The sequence below is a fragment of the Treponema lecithinolyticum ATCC 700332 genome, from assembly GCA_000468055.1.
Classification (GTDB): domain Bacteria; phylum Spirochaetota; class Spirochaetia; order Treponematales; family Treponemataceae; genus Treponema_C; species Treponema_C lecithinolyticum.
This window is the reverse complement of sequence record KI260567.1, coordinates 31,979-53,365: the sequence shown is the minus strand read 5'-3', so window position 1 is coordinate 53,365 and position 21,387 is coordinate 31,979. Positions and strand designations below refer to the sequence as shown.

Below are 21,387 nucleotides of genomic sequence, written 5' to 3'. Positions count from 1 at the left end.
TTAACCGCCGTATTTATTCGGCTTTTACGTCGTCGCAAATACTCAACTCGGTATCTTTGTCGAAGAATTTGGCTTTTGCCATAACCGGAACAAAGTTTGCCGTATCGCCGATTTGGAAGGTAATGTCAGGCGTCGTGCGTACAACGAGCGACTGCGTTTTTGTGTTAAGGAACAAGTGAGTTTCTGCACCCAACGGTTCGATAACGGACACTTTCATTTGCATATTGTTGGACGCTGCAGCCGTTGCGCTGTACTCCATGTCTTCGGGACGAATACCGAAAAAGACTTCTTTTCCGACATAATTTTTAAGGATTTTCGCTTGATCGTCGGTAACGGTTAACTCAAAGGTTCCCTCATCGGCAACGATTTTTCCGCCTTTTTCGCCGATTTTAACGCTTAAAAAGTTCATGGGCGGAGAACCGATAAAGCCTGCAACGAATTTGTTGATCGGGTGATTGTACAAATACAAGGGAGAGCCGATTTGCTGTACTTTTCCGTCTTTCATGACAACGATTTTATCCGACATCGTCATAGCTTCGATTTGATCGTGCGTAACATAAATCATCGTTGCGTTTAAGCGGTGGTGCAAATCCGAAATTTCGGCGCGCATCTGCACGCGCAGCTTTGCGTCCAAGTTCGACAAAGGTTCGTCGAAAAGGAATACCTTGGGATTGCGCACGATTGCACGGCCTACAGCAACACGCTGACGCTGTCCGCCGGAAAGCGCTTTGGGTTTGCGGTCGAGCAGTTTTTCAATATCCAAAATGCGGGCGGCTTCGTGAACGCGCCGGTCGATTTCAGCTTTATCTACTTTGCGGATTTTAAGACCGAACGCCATGTTGTCGTACACGGACATGTGCGGGTACAAAGCGTAGTTTTGAAAAACCATCGCGATGTTCCGGTCTTTCGGCGGAACGTCGTTCATCAATTCGCCGTCGATGTACAGTTCGCCTTCGGTAATGTCTTCCAATCCGGCAATCATTCTTAATGTTGTGGATTTACCGCAGCCGGAAGGACCTACGAAAACCACAAATTCTTTGTCGTCTACAACGATGTTCGCATTATCTACTGCGCGCACGTTTCCGTCGTAAACTTTTCCGATACCTTTGAGTTCAACTTTAGCCATCGCTCAAAGCCTCCTAAAAATTATTTTATGCTATTCAGTATACACGATAAAAAATGAGCTGTCAAATTTTATTTTTTTGTAATTCCAGCGCCGCCGCATCACGTATCAATTTGTATTCAAACGAATCGACCAATGCAAGCCATGAAGCTTCAACGATGTCCGAAGAAACGCCTACGGTTGTCCACACTTCCGAACCCGAAGCGCTTTCTATTAAAACGCGTACCTTTGCGGCGGCAGCACTTTTTGAATCCAAAACGCGCACTTTATAGTCTATAAGGCGCATGGTGTTAACGCACGGATAAAAACGCTCCAGCGCTTTGCGCAAAGCGGTATCCAGCGCGTGAACGGGACCGTCGCCCTCGCCTGCGGTAACTTCGATTTGTCCGTCAACTTCTATTTTAATTTGCACAAACGAACACAAGTCTTTATCAACGCGAGGCTGCTCCCCTACCGTTTTGTAATAACGCAGAGTAAAAAAGGGCTTATAGCTGCCGGTAATTTTACGCACAAGCAATTCAAAGCTTCCGTCGGCTCCTTCAAACTGATAGCCTTCATGCTCCAATTCTTTAACTTTTTTTATGATTTTTAAAACAACGGAGCTGTCTTTTTTTATTGCCGGATTAAAAGCGTGAATTTTTTCAATCACCGTTGAGCGACCGGCAACTTCGCTTACTAAAAACGAACGCTTATTGCCGACCTTTGAAGGGTCAACGTGTTCGTATGCCGTAGGATTTTTACTGACGCCGTCTACGTGCATACCGGCTTTATGCGCAAAAGCGCCCGACCCGATATAAGGCGCGCCGGAAGAAATCGGAATATTTGCAATTTCGGCAACTTTGCGGCATAAAGGAGTTAAGTTTTGCAAGCCCGTTTTACCGATACAAAACTTGTTCATCTTTAATTCCAAATCGGCGATAAGCGAAGCAAGTTCGGCGTTGCCGGCTCTTTCGCCAAAACCGAGCAGCGTGCCCTGTACGTGTAAGGCACCCGCTTGAACCGCGCAAAGCGAATTGGCAACGGCAAGGGCGCAGTCGTTGTGTGCATGTATACCTACGGTAAATTCTTTGAATTCAGCGCAAACATTTTGAACGGCATCATATACTTCGTGCGGCATAGCGCCGCCCTTTGTATCGCACAAAACCAAAACGGAAGCTCCGCCTTCGCACGCGGCGCTTAAAGTTTGCAAAGCATAAGCGGGGTTTGCTTTATAGCCGTCAAAAAAATGTTCGGCATCGTAGATAACCGTGCGACCGTGTTTACACATATAAGCAACACTTTCACGTATCATAGCAAGATTTTCTTTAAGAGAAGTGCGTAAAATTTCGGTTGCTTGAAAGTCCCATGCTTTGCCGAAAATAACCGTCGTTTGGGTTTCGGCATCCAGCAAACTGCGCAAACCCTTATCTTTACTGCACAAAGTGTCTTTGCGCCGCGTTGAACCGAATGCGCACAGCTTTGCTTGTTTTAAATGCAGTTTGTGCGCTTCTCGGAAAAATTCCAAGTCTTTGGGATTTGATGCCGGATTTCCCGCTTCTATTAAAGGAATTCCTAACTCATCCAAGGCACCGGCAATGCGCAATTTGTCTCGGATTGAAAAATTAATGCTTTCGGCTTGCGCGCCGTCGCGTAACGTAGAATCGAGGATAACAACTTTATTTTTCATCTAAAATCAATCCGTGTAAGAAGTCTGCCACGAAACGGTGCGCAAAATATCGGCAAATACGCCGGCAGCCGTCACCTGTGCGCCCGCCCCGTATCCGCGGATTGTCAGCGGAATCGGATGGTAGCGTTCGGTAGTAAACACAAAAGCGTTTTCGCCGCCTTTAACCGCATACAAAGGATTATCTTTTGCAACCTCGATTACGCCGACAGTACAAACGCCGTTTTCTATAGTAGATGCCATACGCAGCACTTTATTTTGTTGAGCAAGCTTTGCCGTCTTTTCGGCAAAATATGAATCCAAAGCGCTTAGGTTTTGCATAAAATCTTCAATAGAACCGGAAGAATCAAAGCTTTCGGGGAACAAAGTTTGCATTTTTATATCGGACAATTCAAGGTGCATACCGCACTCGCGAGCAATAATAAGCGCTTTGCGGGCAACATCGGTTCCGGCAAGGTCGTCGCGCGGGTCGGGCTCGGTAAAGCCGAGTTTTTTTGCCTCGGCGACGGCTTGGCTGAACGGAATGCCGTCATCAAGACAGCCGAAAATATACGAAAGAGATCCGGACATAATGCCGGAAAAATATAAAAGTTTGTCGCCTGTTTTAATAAGATTTTTAAGTGTGTCGATAACCGGTAATCCTGCACCGACATTGGTTTCGTACAAAAAATGCCGGTGCGAAGCGTACGCTTGCGATCGTAAACTTAAATAAAAATCCATATCCGCCGAATTGGCTTTTTTGTTCGGTGTTACAATATGAAAACCTGATCGCAAAATATCGCAATAACGGCGCATCGGTTCATCTGAAGCCGTACAATCGACGAATACCGGATTTAAAGGTTTTATGCGCGCGGCAAAATCGAGAACTTCATCTACGGAAACGGTGTGCGCCGAAGAAGCAAGCAGACTTCGCCAATCGCTTAAATCAATGCCTTTTTCGTCTAAAATTGCGTTTTTTGAAGAAACTGCAGCAAGCACTCGTATGTCAATGTAACGTGAAGTTAAATTGTGCTTTTGTTCTTGTATTTGATCCAAAAGACAGCCGCCGATGGTTCCGGTACCGAATACAAAAAGGTCGAGGCTTCGGCGCACGTTAAAAAACGAAGCGTGTACGGTACGCACGGCAGTATCGCCGTCAACTCCGTTTATAACCGCGCTTATGGAACGTTCGGAAGAACCTTGCGCAATGGCTGAAATACTTATACCACGCCGGGCAAGCGAGTTTAAAAAAGCTGCAGCAACTCCGCACTTTTCTTTCATACCGTCGCCGACAATCGACACAATGGCGCAATCGTTTAATACCTCCACCGTATTGATGTCGCCGGTGCGGATTTCGTATTCGAATTCGGCATTTAAAGATTCTTCAACTGAAGCGGCATACTCTTGCTTAACGCAAAAACTGACCGTATATTCAGAGCTGGATTGGGTAATAAGCAGCATGGAAATGCCCGTACGGGCAACTGCAGCAAATATGCGCGCGGCAATACCGTGTTTGTCTTTCATGCCCGAACCGGACACGCTTATTAAAGCGGTTTTTTTAAGGCAGCTTATGCCCCGTACCGTACCGACCGGTGCACGGGAAAGCGCACCGATCCGTGTTCCGCGGGCGGACGGATTGTGGCTGTTTAAACTCCACGCTTCTATGCCGCGCGCAGCAAGGGGGGCAAGTGTTTTAGGGTACAGCACTTTTGAACCGAAAAACGAAAGCTCCATTGCTTCTTCGTAGCTCATATCGTCTACCAATACGGCGTCTTTTACAATGCGCGGGTCTGCGCTGAAAATACCGTCAACATCGGTCCAAAACTCCACTTTTGAAGCGCGTAAGCCTACGGCAACGATTGCTGCCGAAAAATCAGAACCGTTTCTGCCGAGTAAGCCCGGCTGTCCGTTTTCCCACGTGCACACAAAACCGGGCAACAGCAAAATACGCGCGTCAGCAGCCTTTTCGCCGTCCAAGTAAGGAGCAAAAGCGTCCAGCGTTTTTTTATAAACCGGATCGCCTTCTTGCTGCAAACCCGTCGTAAAAATCAGCGTGCGCGAATCGATGAGGCACACCTTTTGTTTTTTTGCTTTAAGAACCGCTGCCATAATCGGAGAACTTAAAAGCTCTCCCAAACCCATAATGCGGCAGTGAACGGAAAGCGGACATTCGCCGAAAGCTGCAACGGCATTCAGCATTTTTTCGTATTCGTCAAAAAGCGGTTGTAAGATTTTAAGCACACCGACAGCATCAAAGGCAGGGCACAGCGAAGCGATTTCGGTACAAATGTCCGAGTGTATTTTTTTTACGTTTTTTACGAATTCGACAGGCTCGCTGCCGGACGCACATTTTGTTATGCTGTCGGCAAGCAGATTCGATACGCCTGCAACGGCGGACACAACGACGCTTACGCGGTCTTTTTCGGCACGACCGATAACAATATCCGCCGAATTAAGTATACGAGCGGCGCTGCCCATAGAGGTACCGCCGAATTTTAATGTCAGCATATATTCTCCGAATGGGCAATAATAGCATAAAAAAGGATTTTTTTCAATTAAGCGACATAAGCGAAGTATAATTTATGTTATGTTCGCGGGCATATAAAATAAAGTCTTTTTCGTCTTTAGTTACACGAATTTGAAATTCCAGCGGTTGTTCAAATTTCAATTTGCGTCCGGCATTCTTTCTGCTTCCGCCATGCCCGAATTGCTTTTCATAAAATGCAAGCCCGGATCGTTTCAGGTATTCTTTTTCGGGTATAATCTTTTCATCAACACTTATTTCCGATTGCAATTTCTTAAAAACAAAACCCTCCGAATCTTTTACAAATACGTATTCCATAATTAGTTCTCCTTAAATCTTTGTTCCGCGATAAAGTATATTGCCGGATCTTGATTTTGTCAACATTATCAAGCGGATTTTTCTACTCCCGTCCTACCGCACAAAACCGGCACGCAGGGCAGTCTCAAAAATCGATGCGCGTATTAAATTAAAAGGGCTATCCGAAAACCGAAGTTTTTGGACAGCCCCTTGAACAAAACTACATCCGCCCGTTATTCTTTCCAGACCAGGCGGAAACCTCTGATAGGATCGGCTCCGCTAGAACCTTTTGATTTCCGCTTGCCAGTCATGCAATCGTACACGGCTTGCTCGGTACTTTCAGACCAGTTGCCGCCACGTACTACCCGTTGCGTATCATAGTCCGGGAAGGGACCGGTGGGATAGGCATTCGTACTTGCATTTACGGTTGCAGTATATAAGTCCCAACACCATTCGGCAACGTTGCCGCTCATGTCGCAGAGCCCAAGTTTGTTTGCTGGTTTGCTTCCGACATTTGCTCTGCCGATTACGGGCGGAGTTTGTGTTGCAAATGCCGTGCCGTTCCACCATTTATTGAAAACTGCAACACGAGCGGTTTCTTCATGTAGGCTTGCATAGTTTTCGCCTGACGGCACTGTCATATTCTCAAAGCCGACAGGCTTTGCCGCTCCGCTTGCTGAATTCAAATTGGTCAGATAGACAGTGCCGTATTGTTCGGCATTGGTGCTGTCATTACCCTGATAACGTGCAGCATACTCCCACTCGGCTTCCGTCGGCAAACGATAGCCTTTTTTTGAAAAGTCGCAATATGCTTTATCACCGTGGAAAGCATGTTTTATGACCGATGCCGATGCTGATCCGGTGCGGTATACGCACTGTTCCGTGTTTCCGAATGTCATCTCGGTATACGCGTTACACCACGCTATGCAGTCGGTCCAGCTTATGTTTGCCATCGGTTGATTCTCTTCCGTAGGAGTATCGGGGTTATCCGGTTCAAATTCAAACAAATAACCGTTCTTTTTTGCCCATTCGCATACTTCATTCCATATTTTTACGGTAACTTCGTGTTTACCTATAGTGTAATCAGTTAAATTAACCGTACGCCCGTTAATAAATACACCCTTCCATGAAGTATCGGTACCGGGCAAGGTATACGAAACGGCATGCCCGATAATGCCTCCTGCAGGGGGCGTTACCTTTACGCCGGCAGGAACGGGAACTTGTTGCGTTGTCGCATAGACTTCGGTGTCTTCTTCAAACTCGTCGATGTCAAACAACTCTTTTCCGGTTATGCTGCCTTTTTTCCATGCGGCAAACACATAGCCCTGCTGAAGAGTTATCTTGGTTTTTGCCTCGTCTTTTATTTCGCCCCACGTTACTCCGTACGGCTTTGTGATTGTAGGAGACGCACCGATCTGAATATGAGTGTCGCCTTTTATCGTGATGGTAACATTTATCGGTCTTGTTTCGACATATATCTTCGTTTTACCTCTAAATTGAAAGTCATCATAAAATTCGATACCGGTTTTACTGCCTTTTTTCCATGCAAGTATGACAAAATTAGGTTTAGGAGTAACCTTATTCATAACTTCGGTTTTTATTTCGCTCCACTTTGTTCCTCTGGGTACATACATTTCAGCAGGAGAAGTTATATCAACATGATCTCCTTCAATGGTAAGCTTTATATCTACCGGTTTTGTTTCAATAAAGACAGTCGCACTGGCATTAAACGGTGTTATATAGCTGTCATCTAAGACTGCACCCGAAGCGTTGTTAAGGCGCCAGTTTTTAAGCTCATAATGGGGCTTATAGTTTTGTATTTTCTTTTTTGCAAGCACTTCGATTTGATCCCAGTGTTTGCCCGGATCCACTTCAAATGAAGAAGCAGCTTTTAATACAACCCCTGTGTCTCCCGCAACCGTTATCGTAATCTTTGCCGGAGGAGGAACTACCGTTGTCTTTGTTACAATAAAGACCGTTGCATTTGTATTAAAAGTATAATCATCGGTTAACTCCTGACCGGCGGCATCGGTAAGCGTCCATTTGTCGAGTCCGTGTCCGGCCTCGTAGTGGTCGATTCTATCTTCCGCTGCGGCTTTCAATTGATGCCAGGTTTTTCCCTTGTTCTCCGTAAACGTTTTTTCTGCTTTAAGCGTAACGTGCTCATCCCCAGCAACGGTAATGGTTATTTGCGCTGGCGTTGAACCGCCGCCGGTTCCGCCGCCTTGCTGCGGTGAAGACGGCACAGGGTTATGTTCTGCAGGATTTTTACAACCTGCGAAAAAGGCTGCAAGCGTTATAACAGCCGTTGTAATCAAGAATATCTTTTTCATAATCTTTCCTTAATCCTGTGCCCGTCTTTATGCGGACAAACAGGCAATATCAATACTACGGTTCGGCGGTTACCTTTAATGCGGAACCGGAACCTTTGAGCGTTACCTGTACCTCAAGAGATTCGTTTTCTGACTTTTTTTCCAATTGTATGTGTTCAATAAAGATTACCTTATTATTTTTGGTTTTTGAAGCCCCGCCGTATGCGGCTCCTGCACTGCCTAAATAAGCGGCAGGATTCGGATCCGAACTGTTTACAAACAAATTAAAAAGAGAATCGCTGCCGCTAAAAGGGTTGTCTATTATAGCAGCACCGGATTCATTTATACGCAATAAAGACCTACTAAAGTTTCTATCTTTCCACTTAGTTTTATCCGTCGGTGACAGCGGAGCTTTCGGTATAAGATTAAAGAAAAGATGATCCTTTTTCGCAAGTGCTGCATTATCGGGGATGCTTGCATAGCCTGAGCGTGTTATCAGCTTAACAGCCGTAATGAGTTCTTTGTTTGCCAATTGTTCATGTGTTGCAATGCAAAATCGTACTGTCAGTTCTCCTTTATAATCGTCCGCATCAATGCCGCCGTTTTTGGGATCGTGTATACCGCACGTAATATCAAGCTGCATGTATTCATCGGTATCTTTGGTTTGATACAGTGCAGTATAAGGATCAATCGCACTGGTATCAAAAAGATTGCCGGGAGCAGTTTCGGCTGATTTTGCAAAAGCATAAAAAGACGAAGCGAATTCGTTCGGATATACCTTTATAACACTGTCGTTTGTTTTGCTTAATACATAGGCAAACACATCTTTTTCGGTAAAATACGGCTTGGTAAGATTAGCGGCAAACTTTGCCGAGGGAAATACGGAATATTTCGTCTCTTCCGTTACCGTAGGCGTTCCGCCGGCAATTTTTTTATGATTTTTTACGGTGTACTCAGGTACGATTTTCACTTTATCGTTTCCCTCTTGTACAAGAGCGGCAGTCAGTTTATAGCCGGGAAAATCACCAAGTGTAATCGAAGTTCCGTTTACAAGCGAAAATGTAAGGGGCGCTTGGAAAAAATTTGCAATATTCAAATTTGCTTTTCCCGTATATTTTTCGATTGAATGGTTGTGCTCAATGCCCTCATCGAGCTTTAGCTCGCCCTTGTCGCCGGTTGTATCCATACTTTGCGGATTGGCTGCATAGGGATTGGAAAATCCGCTGAAGGTCAGTTCTTTTTCAAAAGGTTTGCCGTTTTTTGTTCCTTTTACTTTTACAGTAAACGTTCCCGCCTGATCATCATAGTCGGTAACATTTTTTTGAGTAAACGTAATCGCAGGAACAGCGGAAGAGCCCGAAGTAATTTTTTCGGCAGCTTCAAATGCCGATTGAGTTCCTTTTGTTAAGCCGAATGCCGTAAGCACATCGGATTCAACCAATTCGTTCGGATTTGAGGGAACGGCAGGGTTTGTTCCCGAATTTTCACCGGGATTTGTACCCGCTTGCGGACAGCCGGTTAATGACAGTGCAAAAATCAGCACTGCCGGCAGTATCGGTTTTGTTGTAAGTTTCATCTCTTTGTTGCCTCCGTTTAAGTCTTTGTTTTACAGTCAATTCACAATCGGCTATTGTTATTATATTAATATAACATTACATCATTCATTCATCCCTTTTAACCTAATACGGTTTTTCTTAAAATTGCATTTATGAAAGTTTGATATTCCTTTCCTTGAGCTTTTAGGGCTTCTATAATATCCGTATCAATATTTACTTGTATGGTATTGTTTTTAGATTTTTGTGATTCCGCACGAAGTTCGTAATAAGGGCGAAACTGTTTAAGGTCTTCTTTTGTCTGTTTGGGACAGTCCGAAAAGTCGGTGTTTTGAAAGTTTTTAATTTCGTTTATCCGTTTTTCCGTAAGCGGCGGAAGATTTTTAACTTCATCGAGCGTCATAGTTTTCATAATATTCTGCCTCCTCATCAGCTTCTGCTTTTCTTGCAGAGATAAGCCGTATTTTATCATTACGGTCTGTATATACAACAAACAAAATAATCATATTATTCATCTGACCTATAATATCAATTCTATCTTCTTCTAAAGTCGAATTGTTAATATCATATTTTTCAATGCGTTTTTCATCAAGAAAAACTGACAAAGCTTCTTCAAATGAAATACCGTGCTTGCGTTTATTTTGTTTGTTTTTATTTTCGTCCCACTCAAATATCATCTCTTTTTCCTACTACAATTATATCATATTTTGCGATTTACTTGAACTGCCTAACACTTTTTTATCTTTCTCGTCAGGATTATGAATAATGTTAAGGCTGTAGCAGGTTTTGCCGAATTCGCATTTTTCAAGCAGCATTATAGGTAAAGCCTTAGTGCCGGGCAAGAGCGGCACTGAGCATATCGGGGCTGTATGCTTCCGATGCCCTATTAGTGCCGTAATAGGTGCCCTATTACAGCTACAATCGGCTATCGTGTTTACACACAAGCAGCCGGCAGTTTAGATCCGCTATTTTATGTAGCGGCAAATGCGGATACCGCCCCAATAGTTCAAAGCGGAAGGAACAAATCCGCTCCGCCTTGACACACAGCAGGTATATGCTTGCAAAGCAAAGGCACCGCCGCGGCACACTCTATTGGCATTAAGATTAAGAATAAAACCTTTGGGGTCTTGCACATAATCCCCGTTCATATATTTGCTATCTTCTATCGTTACATTGCGCTCATTCCAGTCATAACACCATTCCAATACATTGCCGCTCATATCGTGCAATCCGAGCGTATTAGCAGCCTTAAATCCTACTTCATGCGTTTTTTGAGGTGTATTTTTTTGATACCAACCGTAGCCGTTAAGCTTTGCATCTTCAAACGGCTCCTTTAAAAAAGTCTCGGAACTTTTGTCCGTATTAACTCCCGCGTACGAGTACAGCCAAGCTTCAGCATTCGGATCGCCGCCGCGTGCACTGAATTCCCACTCCGCTTCCGTCGGCAAGCGGTACCCGTATTTTGCATCCGGCTGCGTACTGATGCTTACCTTGGCTTTTTCTATAGACCGGCTGTTAAAGTTGCGCTCTATATTTTCTATATGGTAATAAGGCGTAAAACCTACTTTTTCGCTTAATTTATTGCAAAAATATACAGCATCATACCACGAAACGGAGTCTACCGGACGCTTGTCTTGCACTTCGCCGGCGGCAGGATCCGTGTCAAACGTAGTAGAAAAGCGGGTTTTAAGTCCCGTATTATCAAAAAAGCTCGGGCTTGCATTGCACGCAGTATCGTCACTTAATACCGTTTTATACAGCTTTTGGGTAGCTTCGTATTTAGCCATTGCAAACGGGCTGAGTTTTACTTTGCGGTCTTTTATAAATACACCGCGATATAATTCATCGTCCGTTTTTGCTGCATAACCGTTCCATGCAGAATCATCGGGCATGGTAATTGTTGCTTCCTGTCCTTTGGGCACAACTACAACTTCGCCCGTTTTGTCTATCAGCGTTCCGTTTATTTTTATATTGCCGGTTGCATTGTCCAAGTGACCGGCTTTTGCAATATCTCCTTGCTTTTGTGCCGGGTCACTAGGCGTTCCTATTAAGCCGCCCCAACCTTTCCATGCCGTTACTTCTTTTCCGCCGCCGGTATTACCCGCAGTATCGCACGTTTTTACCGTAAAGGTATGTTTTCCGTTTGCAAGCCCCGTAACGGTTTTTGTTTCTCCTTCAGCCTTTGCAACTTCTATGCTTTCGCTTCCGTAGGTAATTATCACTTTTGCAAAATCGGCATCGCCGGGATTTTTCCAGCTTAATACTATATCGTCTTTTCCGGAGCGCGCTTGTAAGTTTGTTACATCGGCAGGCGCTTCGTCGCCCCATTTTGCATAGAATTTTTTATTGCCGGCAGAGCCTTTTGTAATGTGCGTTACCGCAGCACCGGTAAAATCCGATTTTTCATACCAGCCTGCAAACGAATAGCCGCTTTTTTGGGGAATGGGAAGCGTTATCGTAGGCGTTGCACTTGTGTATGAAGCCGGAGCTTCAGCAGGATTTGTACCGCCGTTCAGTTCATACGAAATTACATAAACCGTTTTTGCCGGAATTGAGTTTTGCTCAGATGGTGTAACGGTTTGTTTGCACGAAATAAGCATCGACAATACGGCGATCGGCAAAATTAACGTATTACAAAAATGCTTTACGTTTTTGTTTGCAATAACTGCATTCATTTTTTGCTCCTTAAAATGCGGCAGCCGAATAAAATAAATATAATGATTTTTTTTGAAAATTTCAAGCAATCCCGTTTCCGCTTAATTCCATAAGCCGTATGCTGCGCTACATGTTTTTCATACAAAAAAAAGGCTGCCGCAAAGAGATTTGTCTGAAAACTGATTCGCAATCCGCGTGAGCGGATATGACAAATTATTTCTTTACAGAAAAAGCCGGTAGGCTTTCAATTTTCGAACATTCTTTTTTCGACAGCCGTTTAAACTGAAGATTACGCCGGAGGCAGCCTTAGTTGCGGGTTAAACCTTCAATAGCATAAGTTGCGTTTACTTTAAATTCCAACGCGTCTACCGTGTAATCGGCATATTCGGGTGCGGTAAACTGCCCCATGCCGCCTACGTTGTAAATCTTGGACATATCGTAGCCTTTGGCATTCAACAGCGTCATAAGTTGAGCTACGCGGCCGCCGCTTTGGCACATAAGAAAAATAGTTTTATTTTTGGGAAAAAGAACTTGCAATAAGTCATCCGATTCCTGGTAAGTCGCTACCGGTTCAGTTACCGTTCCGCCGTACAGTTGAATCAATTCCGGTTTTTTATGTGCTTCGGCATTGAAGATATAGGCAAAGTAAGGAATGCATTCAAAGTTGCGCAAATGCTTTTGCTGATAATCGCCGAAATCGCGCAAGTCAATGTACAATACGTCGTCTCTGCCGAAATACTGATACAAATTGGATGCATTGATTGAAGCCGCCGCAGTGGAAAACGGAGCGGTAGAAGCTTCAGCTTTTGCAGAATCCGTGGGAGCAGGCAGCATTTTTTGCATGGAAGAGGACATCATATCGCCCTTATCCTTTTTCATAGAACAGCTTGCAAACACTAATGCAAGCGCACACAAAAACAACAGGTGTTTTTTCATTTTGTTACCCCTTAGGTTAATTAAAATATTCATCGGTGCCGTGGTACTCAAAAAGAGCATTCAGCATGCGAATCATGTTATTGGAGGAAACGGAAGAACCGGTAAGACTGTCCAAGCTGTAGTTTGACCGTCCGTTTCCTGCAGCATAGTCGGCTGCCGCAATGTCGTCTACCGTGCTTAAAGTTTTAAGATATTTGCAGTTTTTGCCCATAAAAAACGGGATGTACTCGCGCTTAAAGTCTTCGTATGTAGCTCCTGCAGGAGTGGGATTTGAATCTCCCCAAAAGCCTGCCAAATAATGTCCGTCCGAATCGTAATCGAACGATAAATATTTAACTACCGTGTCTTCAAGCTTGCCGCTTTTGGGCAAAGACAATTCCACATACGCGGTCATCCAATAGTTTACGGCAGAGCTGCGGCACGTACACGACAAATACGTAACTTGATATTTAATAAAATTGCGCGCTTTGTATTTAAAGTTCACAAAGGCGTAAAAATTATGTTCTTCTTTAGGACCGTTGATGTGTTTTACCGGAATCAGCGTTACCGCATTGGCAACGGTACCCTCTCCCATATCGGCGCTGCTGTTTAAGAATTCGTTAAGGCTTTCCAGTGTAAGAGTGCCGGTTCCTTTTGCCATTCCCGCGCCCTTTGCTTTGCCCGCCTTTGCTTGCATAAGACCGGCTTGCATCATCGCTTCTTTTGCGGCTTTTTTAATTGAAGTTGAAGAAATAGTCGCTCCCGAAACGCTGTCTACATCGTAGCTTTGAGCTTTTAAAATTGCGGCGGGAAGCTGTTCAACCGCCATACTGCCCACTCCGGCAGTTTCTTTATCGCCGGTAATTTTTACTGCCGTAATTTTATCTTTTACTACGGTCAGTTCAACCGTAATCTCTCCGCCGTAACCTGAAGTCTTTGCAGTATAAACGGCTTTTTTTCCGCCCGAACAGCTTGCAAACGCCAGAACCGTAAACGATGCCAGCACTGCAACCGATACGGCGCGCGGCATTACGCACAGCTTTGCATATAAAAATCGCTTCATGTATTCACCTCATCTTTTGTGGTTATAGTTTTAATGTAGCATAATTTTGGATTAATAACAAGATTGACAGCAAGATAATCATACACGGTATCGTTTTTATTGCTGCCGCGCGTACAAAACGGTACACTTGCACACAAAGCTGGCTTCAGTTTTGCCGTTTTGTCTTGCGGGTTTTTACAGTCTTTATAAAAACGAAAACGATATGGGCAAAAGATGAAGCGATTGCGATACCCAAAACGATAGCGCCCGCTGCACTGAGGGTTGTAAAACCGATGTGCGTTGCCGTATCCGGATCTCCTTGCACAAAAGCCCGCATGGTTTGGAACATGCCGCCTCCGGGCACAAGGGGAATCAAGCCGGGTATTAAAAATACGGTTGCGGGAGTCCGCGACAAAACGGCGCACAGTTCGGAAAAAGCGGCGACACAAAACGATGCTGCAAAATAAGCGGTTGCCGCCGATCCGGTAAGGTTCGACAAAAGCATGAATAAGCCCCAGCCCAACGCGCCGACAAAGGGCGTCCATAAAAGTCCTTTTAAATCGGCGTTAAAAATAAGCGCATAGCAAAACGATGCGGCAAAACCCCACACAAAGGGCAAAACGAATAAAGCAGTGTTCACAGCAGCGCTCCGGTAAGGCGCGAAAAAACGAGCAAGCCCAAAACCGATCCGGCCGAAAGACCTGCGGCAACCATAAAAGCTTCCAGCGTTCGCGCCGCACCTGAAACCAAATCGCCTGCAATAATATCGCGGATTGCGTTTACAATCGCAAGACCGGGAACAACTTGCATAAGCACAGCAGTCGTAACGGTCAACGCCGAATCGGTACAGCCCAAAGAAAAAGCGAGCTCGCTCAGCACCGAAACCGCCGCCCCGTAAATCATCGATAAAATAAAACCGTTCAGCGTCATTTTTTCAAGCCGCATAACAATAAGGCGCAGCACAAAACCGACAACCGAAGCTCCCAGCGCATCTTTAAACGAGCCGGCAAACATAAGGGCAAAAACGAACGAACTGCACGCAGCGCATAAAAGAACGGCAAAGGGGGCGTAAGTCGGCGAACAGTGTATGCGCCTGAGTACGTATTCTATTTGCGGAAAATCTTCGGTTTTCCCTTCTCTCTTCCGTTTTTCGATTCGGCGCGACAATTCGTTTATAAGCGCAACTTTACGTAAATTAACGCCGCGTCTGATTATACGCCGCATAGCGCTGTAGTGCTTTCCTTCAGCGTCGGTAAACGAAAGCATTACTACCGTCGGCGTTACAAACGATGAAGGAGAACACGCTCCCAAAGAAGAAGCGATACGCATAATCGTATCTTCAGTACGGTAGGTTTCTCCTCCATTTTCAAGCACAATGCAGCCCGCTTTTAAAGCGATATCGGTTATCTCATCGGCACGTAATCTGTTCATAAGAGAAACACAGCATAGCGCAAAAAAAAACTTTTAACAATATTTTTGTTTACAAATCGGACTTTATGACTTATCATAACTATAATAAAAAGTTATGCGTATTGCAGGTATATTTACTACACAAATTACCGAAACATTACAATAACGCAAAGCAGGAGAAATTATGAAAAAGTTTTTAACTTGTATTTCGATAATCATCCTTTTGGGAAGTATTATCGGTTGTGAAAACACAAAAAAAACTCATCCCGTTTCGCTGCGGGAATCATCCGAAAAAAAGTTACAAATAGAAATAAACCGGGAAAAGGCAGCGTCCTTGCAATTAGCGGAAATAGATTCCGATTATGAATATGTTTCCTTTTTTTATCAAAACATCTGTTTTGATTTCGATTTAATCAATAAAGTTGACAAAGAACAACTGAGGGAAGCGTGTAAAATAATCTATGATTCTTTAAAAGAAAAATATAAGGTTCAGTTTATTATAAAAAATTATATAAATGAAGCCGATTTATACTTTTCGTTCGGGCAATTTGAAGAGGATAACAAAGCGCTATTGATAACTTCCAATTTTGACGTTAAAAAGAATGCGCTTATCGAAAAAAACGGAGATTTTACCGATTCATGGGCAATATGTACTATATTGTAAACGGAAAACTTATATCGTATCACGACATCGATAAAGCCGATTTACTTATCGATCCTGCTGAAGAAATCAAACGTTTAGAAGAGGAATCGAAAAAAAATCCGGCGGCGATTACCTATATCAACATAACGGAAAATTATTATAAAAATAACGAAATTGAAAAAGGCTTGGAATATCTATATAAAAACAAAGATAACATAATGAGCTTAAGTATTAAAACGGATAAAAGTGGCGATATAAACGATGTATTTAATTGTGTCGAACAGGAAGGATTGGTGCTTCGGATGTTAAAGTCGCGATAAGGTTTTTATCTTTTGTTTGACAGAGCCTTAAATCGAAAGTATAATCGGTGCCATGGCAAAAATACCGATGAAAAATGCCGTCGCCGAACTCGACGGTGATGAAATGACCCGCGTTTTGTGGGATCTTATAAAAGAGCGGCTTTTGGCGCCCTTTGTGGAATTAAAAACCGAATACTTTGATTTAAGCTTACAAAACCGCGATACAACGGAAGACCGCGTAACTTACGAGGCAGCCCGTGCGATAAAACGGCTAGGTGTCGGCGTAAAATGCGCAACGATTACGTCAAATCAAGCCCGCATGGCAGAATACAAACTGCAGCACTTAACGCCCAGTCCAAACGCGATTATCCGCGCCGAACTTGACGGAACGGTATTCCGCAAACCGATTTTGCTTAAAAACGTACGCGGCAGCATCAACTGCTGGAAAAAACCGATTACCTTGGCACGCCATGCATACGGCGATGTGTACAAAAACTGCGAAATGTACGTCGACCGTCCGGGCAAAGCCGAATTGGTGTTTACCGGCGCAGATGGAAAAGAAACGCGCAAAACGATCGCCGACATGAAGGGACCGGGTATTTTGCAGGGCATACACAACACGGACTCTTCTATCACGGACTTTGCACGCACGTGTTTTTTGTACGCACTGGGTGAAAAAATCGACGTATGGTTTGCCGCAAAAGATACCATCAGCAAAACCTATGACGGGCGCTTTAAAGAAATCTTTTACAGCGTTTTCGAAGCGGAATTCAAACAACGCTTTGCCGAAAACGGCATCGAATATTTTTATACGCTCATCGACGATGCGGTTGCACGCGTAATGAAATCGGAAGGCGGTTTTTTGTGGGCGTGCAAAAACTACGATGGCGACGTTATGAGCGATATGATTGCTTCGGCGTGCGGAAGCCTTGCTATGATGACCAGCGTTTTGGTTTCCCCGTCGGGCGCATACGAATACGAAGCCGCACACGGCACCGTTCAAAAGCACTATTACCGCTACCTTGCAGGCGAAAAAACTTCGACCAATCCGTGCGCCCTTATCTTTGCATGGACAGGAGCTTTGGCAAAACGCGCCGAACTTGACGGCACGCAAGAACTTGCCGATTTTGCCCGCACTCTTGAAAAAGCGACACTTGACACGATCGAAAACGGTCTTATGACGGCAGACCTTGCGCGCATCGCAAAGCCCGAAGCAAAGCAAGTGTTAAACTCGCAGGAATTTATCGGTGCGGTGCAAACCGAATTGGATGGGCTATGGCAAAACACATAACCGCCGGAGCTGCACACACATCCTCTGCCGGGACACAAAACGAAGAGCAAGACGAAAGGGGCGAAACACCACACTTTGCCGTGTATCCTTCAAAATTCGGTTTAATACGGATAGACTACAAAGGCTCGTATATAACCGGAATAAACCGTGTACGCCACACGGATAGGGAAAGCGTATCGGACACGGCAATGGACGGCAAGCGCGCGCCCGGCTGCACTTCAAGCAGCGAAAAACGCTGTGCCGTATCGGACAACGCCTTTAAGCAAATAAACGAATACTTTGAGGGCAAGCGCAAAACCTTCGATTTTTTAATAAAAGCCGAAGGTACAGATTTTCAAAAAAAAGTATGGCGCGCTTTGTGCGACATTCCCTACGGCGAAACCCGAACGTACAAAGAAATAGCGCAAGCGGTGGGCAGCCCCAAAGCGTGCCGCGCCGTCGGCATGGCAAACAACCGCAATCCCATATCCTTTGCCGTCCCCTGCCACCGCGTCATAGGAGCGGACGGCTCGCTGGTCGGCTACGGCGGCGGCTTGGATTTAAAGCACACCCTGCTCCAAATGGAACGGAACAACAAAGAAAAATCTTAAAAAACTCGCTGTCCGATTTCCATACCATTCCCCATTCTCTTAAATGTCGCTCGGTACAAAAGCGCCATTTACTTTTTGCATCTTCCAGTGCTTTATGTTTTTTGCGTCCTCAAAGGCTTTTTTAAGGGGGTCGGGCTGGGTGAAGTCTGTGCAGTTGCCTTCGGTAACGTTTGTTCCTTTCATATAAACTCTAGCCCATGCACCGTCGCTTGCCTCACGTGCCGGCAAATCGTTAAAGAGCTTTGTAAACACATCGGCATTAAGCTTATTTCTGAAGCATAGCAGGCTTTTCAAAGCGGTGCAACCTTGCACGTTAAGGGAGCTAAGCTGATTGCTTGCACAGTCAAGCTGTTGTAATTCGGTTAAGCCCTGCACGTTAAGGCTGGCAAGCTGATTGCCTCCGCATTTCAGCTGTTGTAATTTGGTTAGGCCTTGAACGTTAAGCTTAGGTATCTTATTGCTGTTGCAGTAAAGCTCTTGCAATTCGGTTAAGCCTGACACGTCAAGGGAGGTAATCTTATTGTTCCGGCAGTTAAGCTTTTGCAATTTGGTTAAACCTGAGGCGTTAAGGGTGCTAAGCTCATTGTCGTTGCAGATAAGCTCTTTCAAGGCAGTGCAGTCTGACACGTTAAGGGCGGTAAGCTGAGTGGCGCTGCAGTAAAGCTTTTCCAATTTGGTTAAGCCCCGCACATCAAGGACGGTGAGCATATTGCTGTTACAGTAAAGCTCTTGCAATGCAGTGAGGCCTTGCACGTCAAGCTCGGTAATAAAATTGAACCGGCAGTCAAACTTTTGCAAGGCGGTACAGCCTGTCACGTCAAGGGCGATGAGCGGTCTGTTACCTCCTGGCGTTTCTTCACCCCTACAGTCAAGCTCGGTGATGTTTCCTATGAGGGTAACCTTTGTACCTATTGCGGTGAGTGTGGTTTCCACATCGCTTGTAAGTTCTGTTACGGTGCAGCCTTCCACCTTCATTGCAGAGCCGTCTTTTGTCTTTGCCTTGACTTTGACGGTGTTCTTATCGGGGCTCAAGGTGAGTTTGACAGAGTAGGGCTCAAAGCTCACCGTAATGGCGCAAGGCTTTGTTACGTTGCAGGCGTAGGTGTTTGTCTTGTTGCCTAAAATGGCATTGCCGTCCACTTTCCACTCTTTTACGCGATAGCCTTCGTCGGCTTTGGCAGTAAATATTACCCATTTGCCCTCTTCAACCTTGTCGCCTGAAGTGATTTCGCTTGTGCCGAGTATCGCTTTCAGCGTGCCGTTAGGCGGTGTGCCTTCTACGCTAAAAGTGACGGCGTGTTTGGGCGGTGCAGGCGGGGCTGGCGGCTCAGGCTTCTCGGCGCTCGCCGGCTGTTTGCAGGCGGTAAACATAAGTGCGATGAGCAGCATGAGAGCTGCTCCCAAAAAGGCAGGTGCCTTGTGTTTTGCTCTAAACTTTGTCATATAATTACTCCTTATCAAAGTCCTCTTTTTGTTACGCTACAAACACGCAGCGTTCAAGCTGAACAAGGACTGAGGTGCCGGCACGAGGCATTTTGAGTGTTATGCTTTGGTAATTACGCCAAAAAAACTCAACTATGCCGTAGTGGCGGAACCTCATCCTTTTAAGTCGGTACCACTCCTTTTGTTGAGAAAATAAAACAAGCGCGCCGAAAGGATGTCTTTCGGTACGCTTGTTGTGTGAGAAAAATTGTGTTGTGTTTTGGGTATACTTTACGCTACGCGAACGAACGAACGAACGAACGAACGAACGAACGATTATGGCTCGTGCGGCAGCTTTGTCAAGCGCCCGAGCGCTCTTTTGTGCGTTTTGAGTTAAAAATAGAGTTGTGCCGGCGTTGGCAGTATTGTTCATACGTCCTCATCGTAAAAAATTGCAGGATAAACTTAAGATGACTGATATATTCAGTATACCCCGCTTTTGCGCAGATATCAACTTTTTAGGAAAAATTTTTTATAGAAAAATCCCGTAAAATCCCGTATAATTTGCAAAGGTATAAAACTTTTAGCCTATGACTATAAACGATAATAGCAGATACGCTTTCCTATACCTTCCCGCTTCAACTCTCCATCTTCCACCAACTTTCTGAGTGCTCCTTCAATCGAGCTTATACTAAGCGAAGGGCAAAGTTCACAGATATCCTGTTTTGTAAAACGCCCGATTTTATTACCTGCTGCCCGTCTTACCGTTTCAATAGCCGGTAATTTGGTTTCTACAAGCGCAAATCTTTCTTCAAAATCCTTATATGCGGCAAGAACGGTTCCAAGCAAATACTTAATAAACGGAACCGCATCTTCCGTACCTTCATGCCACCCGTTTTGCGCTTTACCGAGAGCTTCATAATAAAGCGCTTTGGTTTTTGCGATTTTTGCTTCCAGCGATATATACTTACCGACATAGAAGCCGCTTTTGTACAGCAGCAATGTTGTGAGAATACGGCTCATTCTGCCGTTGCCGTCATTGAATGGGTGAATGCATAAAAAATCATGGATAAAAATAGGAATTGCAATCAAAGGTTCTACTTCCATATTTCCGATTACGCGGTTGTATTCAGCACAAATTTTATCAAGCGCTTCCGGTGTTTCATACGGCGCAAGAGGGATAAATAATGTTTTTGCCTGACCGTCACGGTATGTCACGCTGGTATAGTTTTGTACGCTTTTTGTTTTACCCGCCATAGGATTATTTATATGGCTGTACAACATTTTATGTAATTGCAGGATATAGTTTTTCGAAATCGGAATTGTATCGAAATTTTTATATATGATATTCAGTACATCGCGATAGCCTGCTATTTCCTGCTCATCACGGTTTTTAGGAGTTGTTTTTTCTTCGACCAGCTGCCTGATACGGGTGTTTGTAGTAACAATGCCTTCAATTTCATTGGAAGATTCCGTACTTTGTATCTTTGCAATATCTATCAGTTTTTTCAGTTCTTCCGGTCGCTGCTTCAAATACATTTCCTGTTTGCCCGCTTCTTTGTATATTGCAGCAATTAAACTTAATGTATCTGAGTCCCATCTTTGATTTTTAATTTCGGAATACTTAAAGGTTCTCATAGCTCCCGTTTGCCTCTTGTCTTTCCCTTAA

At 44.6% G+C, this 21,387-nt stretch carries 20 protein-coding genes; 4 read left to right on the top strand and 16 right to left on the bottom strand.

Annotation, left to right across the window (positions count from 1 at the left end):
- Nucleotides 1-13 precede the first annotated feature (13 nt).
- From HMPREF9193_RS07500 to HMPREF9193_RS07435, 13 genes are all read right to left on the bottom strand, one after another.
- Complete coding sequence (locus HMPREF9193_RS07500) at nucleotides 14-1,126, bottom strand: ABC transporter ATP-binding protein (protein WP_021687502.1); 1,113 nt, start codon at nucleotides 1,124-1,126, stop codon at nucleotides 14-16.
- 61 nt (nucleotides 1,127-1,187) lie between these two features.
- Nucleotides 1,188-2,789, bottom strand: a complete 1,602-nt coding sequence (gene cimA / locus HMPREF9193_RS07495; RefSeq protein ID WP_021687501.1) for a citramalate synthase — start codon at nucleotides 2,787-2,789, stop codon at nucleotides 1,188-1,190.
- Between the two features lie 6 nt (nucleotides 2,790-2,795).
- Complete coding sequence (thrA, locus tag HMPREF9193_RS07490) at nucleotides 2,796-5,273, bottom strand: bifunctional aspartate kinase/homoserine dehydrogenase I (protein WP_021687500.1); 2,478 nt, start codon at nucleotides 5,271-5,273, stop codon at nucleotides 2,796-2,798.
- 43 nt (nucleotides 5,274-5,316) lie between these two features.
- Nucleotides 5,317-5,607, bottom strand: coding sequence for a hypothetical protein (locus tag HMPREF9193_RS07485; protein ID WP_021687499.1), 291 nt, complete (start codon nucleotides 5,605-5,607; stop codon nucleotides 5,317-5,319).
- 212 nt (nucleotides 5,608-5,819) lie between these two features.
- Nucleotides 5,820-7,919, bottom strand: a complete 2,100-nt coding sequence (locus tag HMPREF9193_RS07480) for a formylglycine-generating enzyme family protein (RefSeq protein WP_021687497.1) — start codon at nucleotides 7,917-7,919, stop codon at nucleotides 5,820-5,822.
- A gap of 55 nt (nucleotides 7,920-7,974) precedes the next feature.
- Nucleotides 7,975-9,474, bottom strand: coding sequence for a lipoprotein 17-related variable surface protein (locus tag HMPREF9193_RS07475; RefSeq protein ID WP_021687496.1), 1,500 nt, complete (start codon nucleotides 9,472-9,474; stop codon nucleotides 7,975-7,977).
- 98 nt (nucleotides 9,475-9,572) lie between these two features.
- A complete protein-coding gene (locus tag HMPREF9193_RS07470) occupies nucleotides 9,573-9,863 on the bottom strand; it encodes a BrnA antitoxin family protein (RefSeq protein ID WP_051306036.1) in 291 nt (96 codons plus the stop codon).
- Nucleotides 9,841-10,128 (bottom strand): BrnT family toxin, encoded by a 288-nt coding sequence (locus HMPREF9193_RS07465; protein ID WP_002672173.1) that lies wholly within the window; start codon nucleotides 10,126-10,128, stop codon nucleotides 9,841-9,843. Before HMPREF9193_RS07465 ends, HMPREF9193_RS07470 begins: the two co-directional genes overlap by 23 nt.
- Nucleotides 10,129-10,416: 288 nt before the next feature.
- Nucleotides 10,417-12,126 (bottom strand): SUMF1/EgtB/PvdO family nonheme iron enzyme, encoded by a 1,710-nt coding sequence (locus tag HMPREF9193_RS07460; protein ID WP_156882482.1) that lies wholly within the window; start codon nucleotides 12,124-12,126, stop codon nucleotides 10,417-10,419.
- 286 nt (nucleotides 12,127-12,412) lie between these two features.
- Complete coding sequence (locus tag HMPREF9193_RS07455; RefSeq protein ID WP_040847923.1) at nucleotides 12,413-13,042, bottom strand: rhodanese-like domain-containing protein; 630 nt, start codon at nucleotides 13,040-13,042, stop codon at nucleotides 12,413-12,415.
- Between the two features lie 16 nt (nucleotides 13,043-13,058).
- Entirely contained in the window at nucleotides 13,059-14,084 is a 1,026-nt protein-coding gene (locus tag HMPREF9193_RS11080) for an FMN-binding protein (RefSeq protein WP_021687491.1), read from the bottom strand.
- 145 nt (nucleotides 14,085-14,229) lie between these two features.
- Nucleotides 14,230-14,703 (bottom strand): threonine/serine exporter family protein, encoded by a 474-nt coding sequence (locus HMPREF9193_RS07440; protein WP_021687489.1) that lies wholly within the window; start codon nucleotides 14,701-14,703, stop codon nucleotides 14,230-14,232.
- Complete coding sequence (locus HMPREF9193_RS07435; protein ID WP_021687488.1) at nucleotides 14,700-15,494, bottom strand: threonine/serine exporter family protein; 795 nt, start codon at nucleotides 15,492-15,494, stop codon at nucleotides 14,700-14,702. Before HMPREF9193_RS07435 ends, HMPREF9193_RS07440 begins: the two co-directional genes overlap by 4 nt.
- Before the next feature lie 163 nt (nucleotides 15,495-15,657).
- Here HMPREF9193_RS07435 and HMPREF9193_RS07430 point away from each other — a divergent pair, with 163 nt between their 5' ends.
- From HMPREF9193_RS07430 to HMPREF9193_RS07415, 4 genes are read left to right on the top strand one after another with little or no spacing between them, the layout of a single operon-like run.
- On the top strand, nucleotides 15,658-16,137 hold the full coding sequence (locus HMPREF9193_RS07430) for a hypothetical protein (RefSeq protein WP_021687487.1): 480 nt from the start codon (nucleotides 15,658-15,660) through the stop codon (nucleotides 16,135-16,137).
- Nucleotides 16,113-16,436: a hypothetical protein gene (locus tag HMPREF9193_RS07425; protein WP_040847922.1), complete on the top strand. Its 324-nt coding sequence runs from the start codon at nucleotides 16,113-16,115 to the stop codon at nucleotides 16,434-16,436. Before HMPREF9193_RS07430 ends, HMPREF9193_RS07425 begins: the two co-directional genes overlap by 25 nt.
- 52 nt (nucleotides 16,437-16,488) lie before the next feature.
- On the top strand, nucleotides 16,489-17,706 hold the full coding sequence (locus HMPREF9193_RS07420; protein WP_021687485.1) for an NADP-dependent isocitrate dehydrogenase: 1,218 nt from the start codon (nucleotides 16,489-16,491) through the stop codon (nucleotides 17,704-17,706).
- A complete protein-coding gene (locus HMPREF9193_RS07415) occupies nucleotides 17,691-18,296 on the top strand; it encodes a methylated-DNA--[protein]-cysteine S-methyltransferase (protein ID WP_021687484.1) in 606 nt (201 codons plus the stop codon). Before HMPREF9193_RS07420 ends, HMPREF9193_RS07415 begins: the two co-directional genes overlap by 16 nt.
- A 39-nt stretch (nucleotides 18,297-18,335) precedes the next feature.
- Here the strand turns inward: HMPREF9193_RS07415 and HMPREF9193_RS07410 are convergent, their stop codons facing one another.
- The 3 genes from HMPREF9193_RS07410 to HMPREF9193_RS07400 all read right to left on the bottom strand — a co-directional run bounded on the left by HMPREF9193_RS07410 (nucleotide 18,336) and on the right by HMPREF9193_RS07400 (nucleotide 21,356).
- Nucleotides 18,336-19,739, bottom strand: a complete 1,404-nt coding sequence (locus HMPREF9193_RS07410) for a leucine-rich repeat domain-containing protein (protein WP_021687483.1) — start codon at nucleotides 19,737-19,739, stop codon at nucleotides 18,336-18,338.
- A gap of 31 nt (nucleotides 19,740-19,770) precedes the next feature.
- The gene (locus tag HMPREF9193_RS07405; protein ID WP_021687482.1) at nucleotides 19,771-20,151 is read right to left on the bottom strand and encodes a hypothetical protein; all 381 of its coding nucleotides are present in this window, start codon (nucleotides 20,149-20,151) and stop codon (nucleotides 19,771-19,773) included.
- A gap of 161 nt (nucleotides 20,152-20,312) precedes the next feature.
- Nucleotides 20,313-21,356, bottom strand: a complete 1,044-nt coding sequence (locus tag HMPREF9193_RS07400; protein ID WP_021687481.1) for a Fic family protein — start codon at nucleotides 21,354-21,356, stop codon at nucleotides 20,313-20,315.
- Nucleotides 21,357-21,387: the final 31 nt, after the last annotated feature.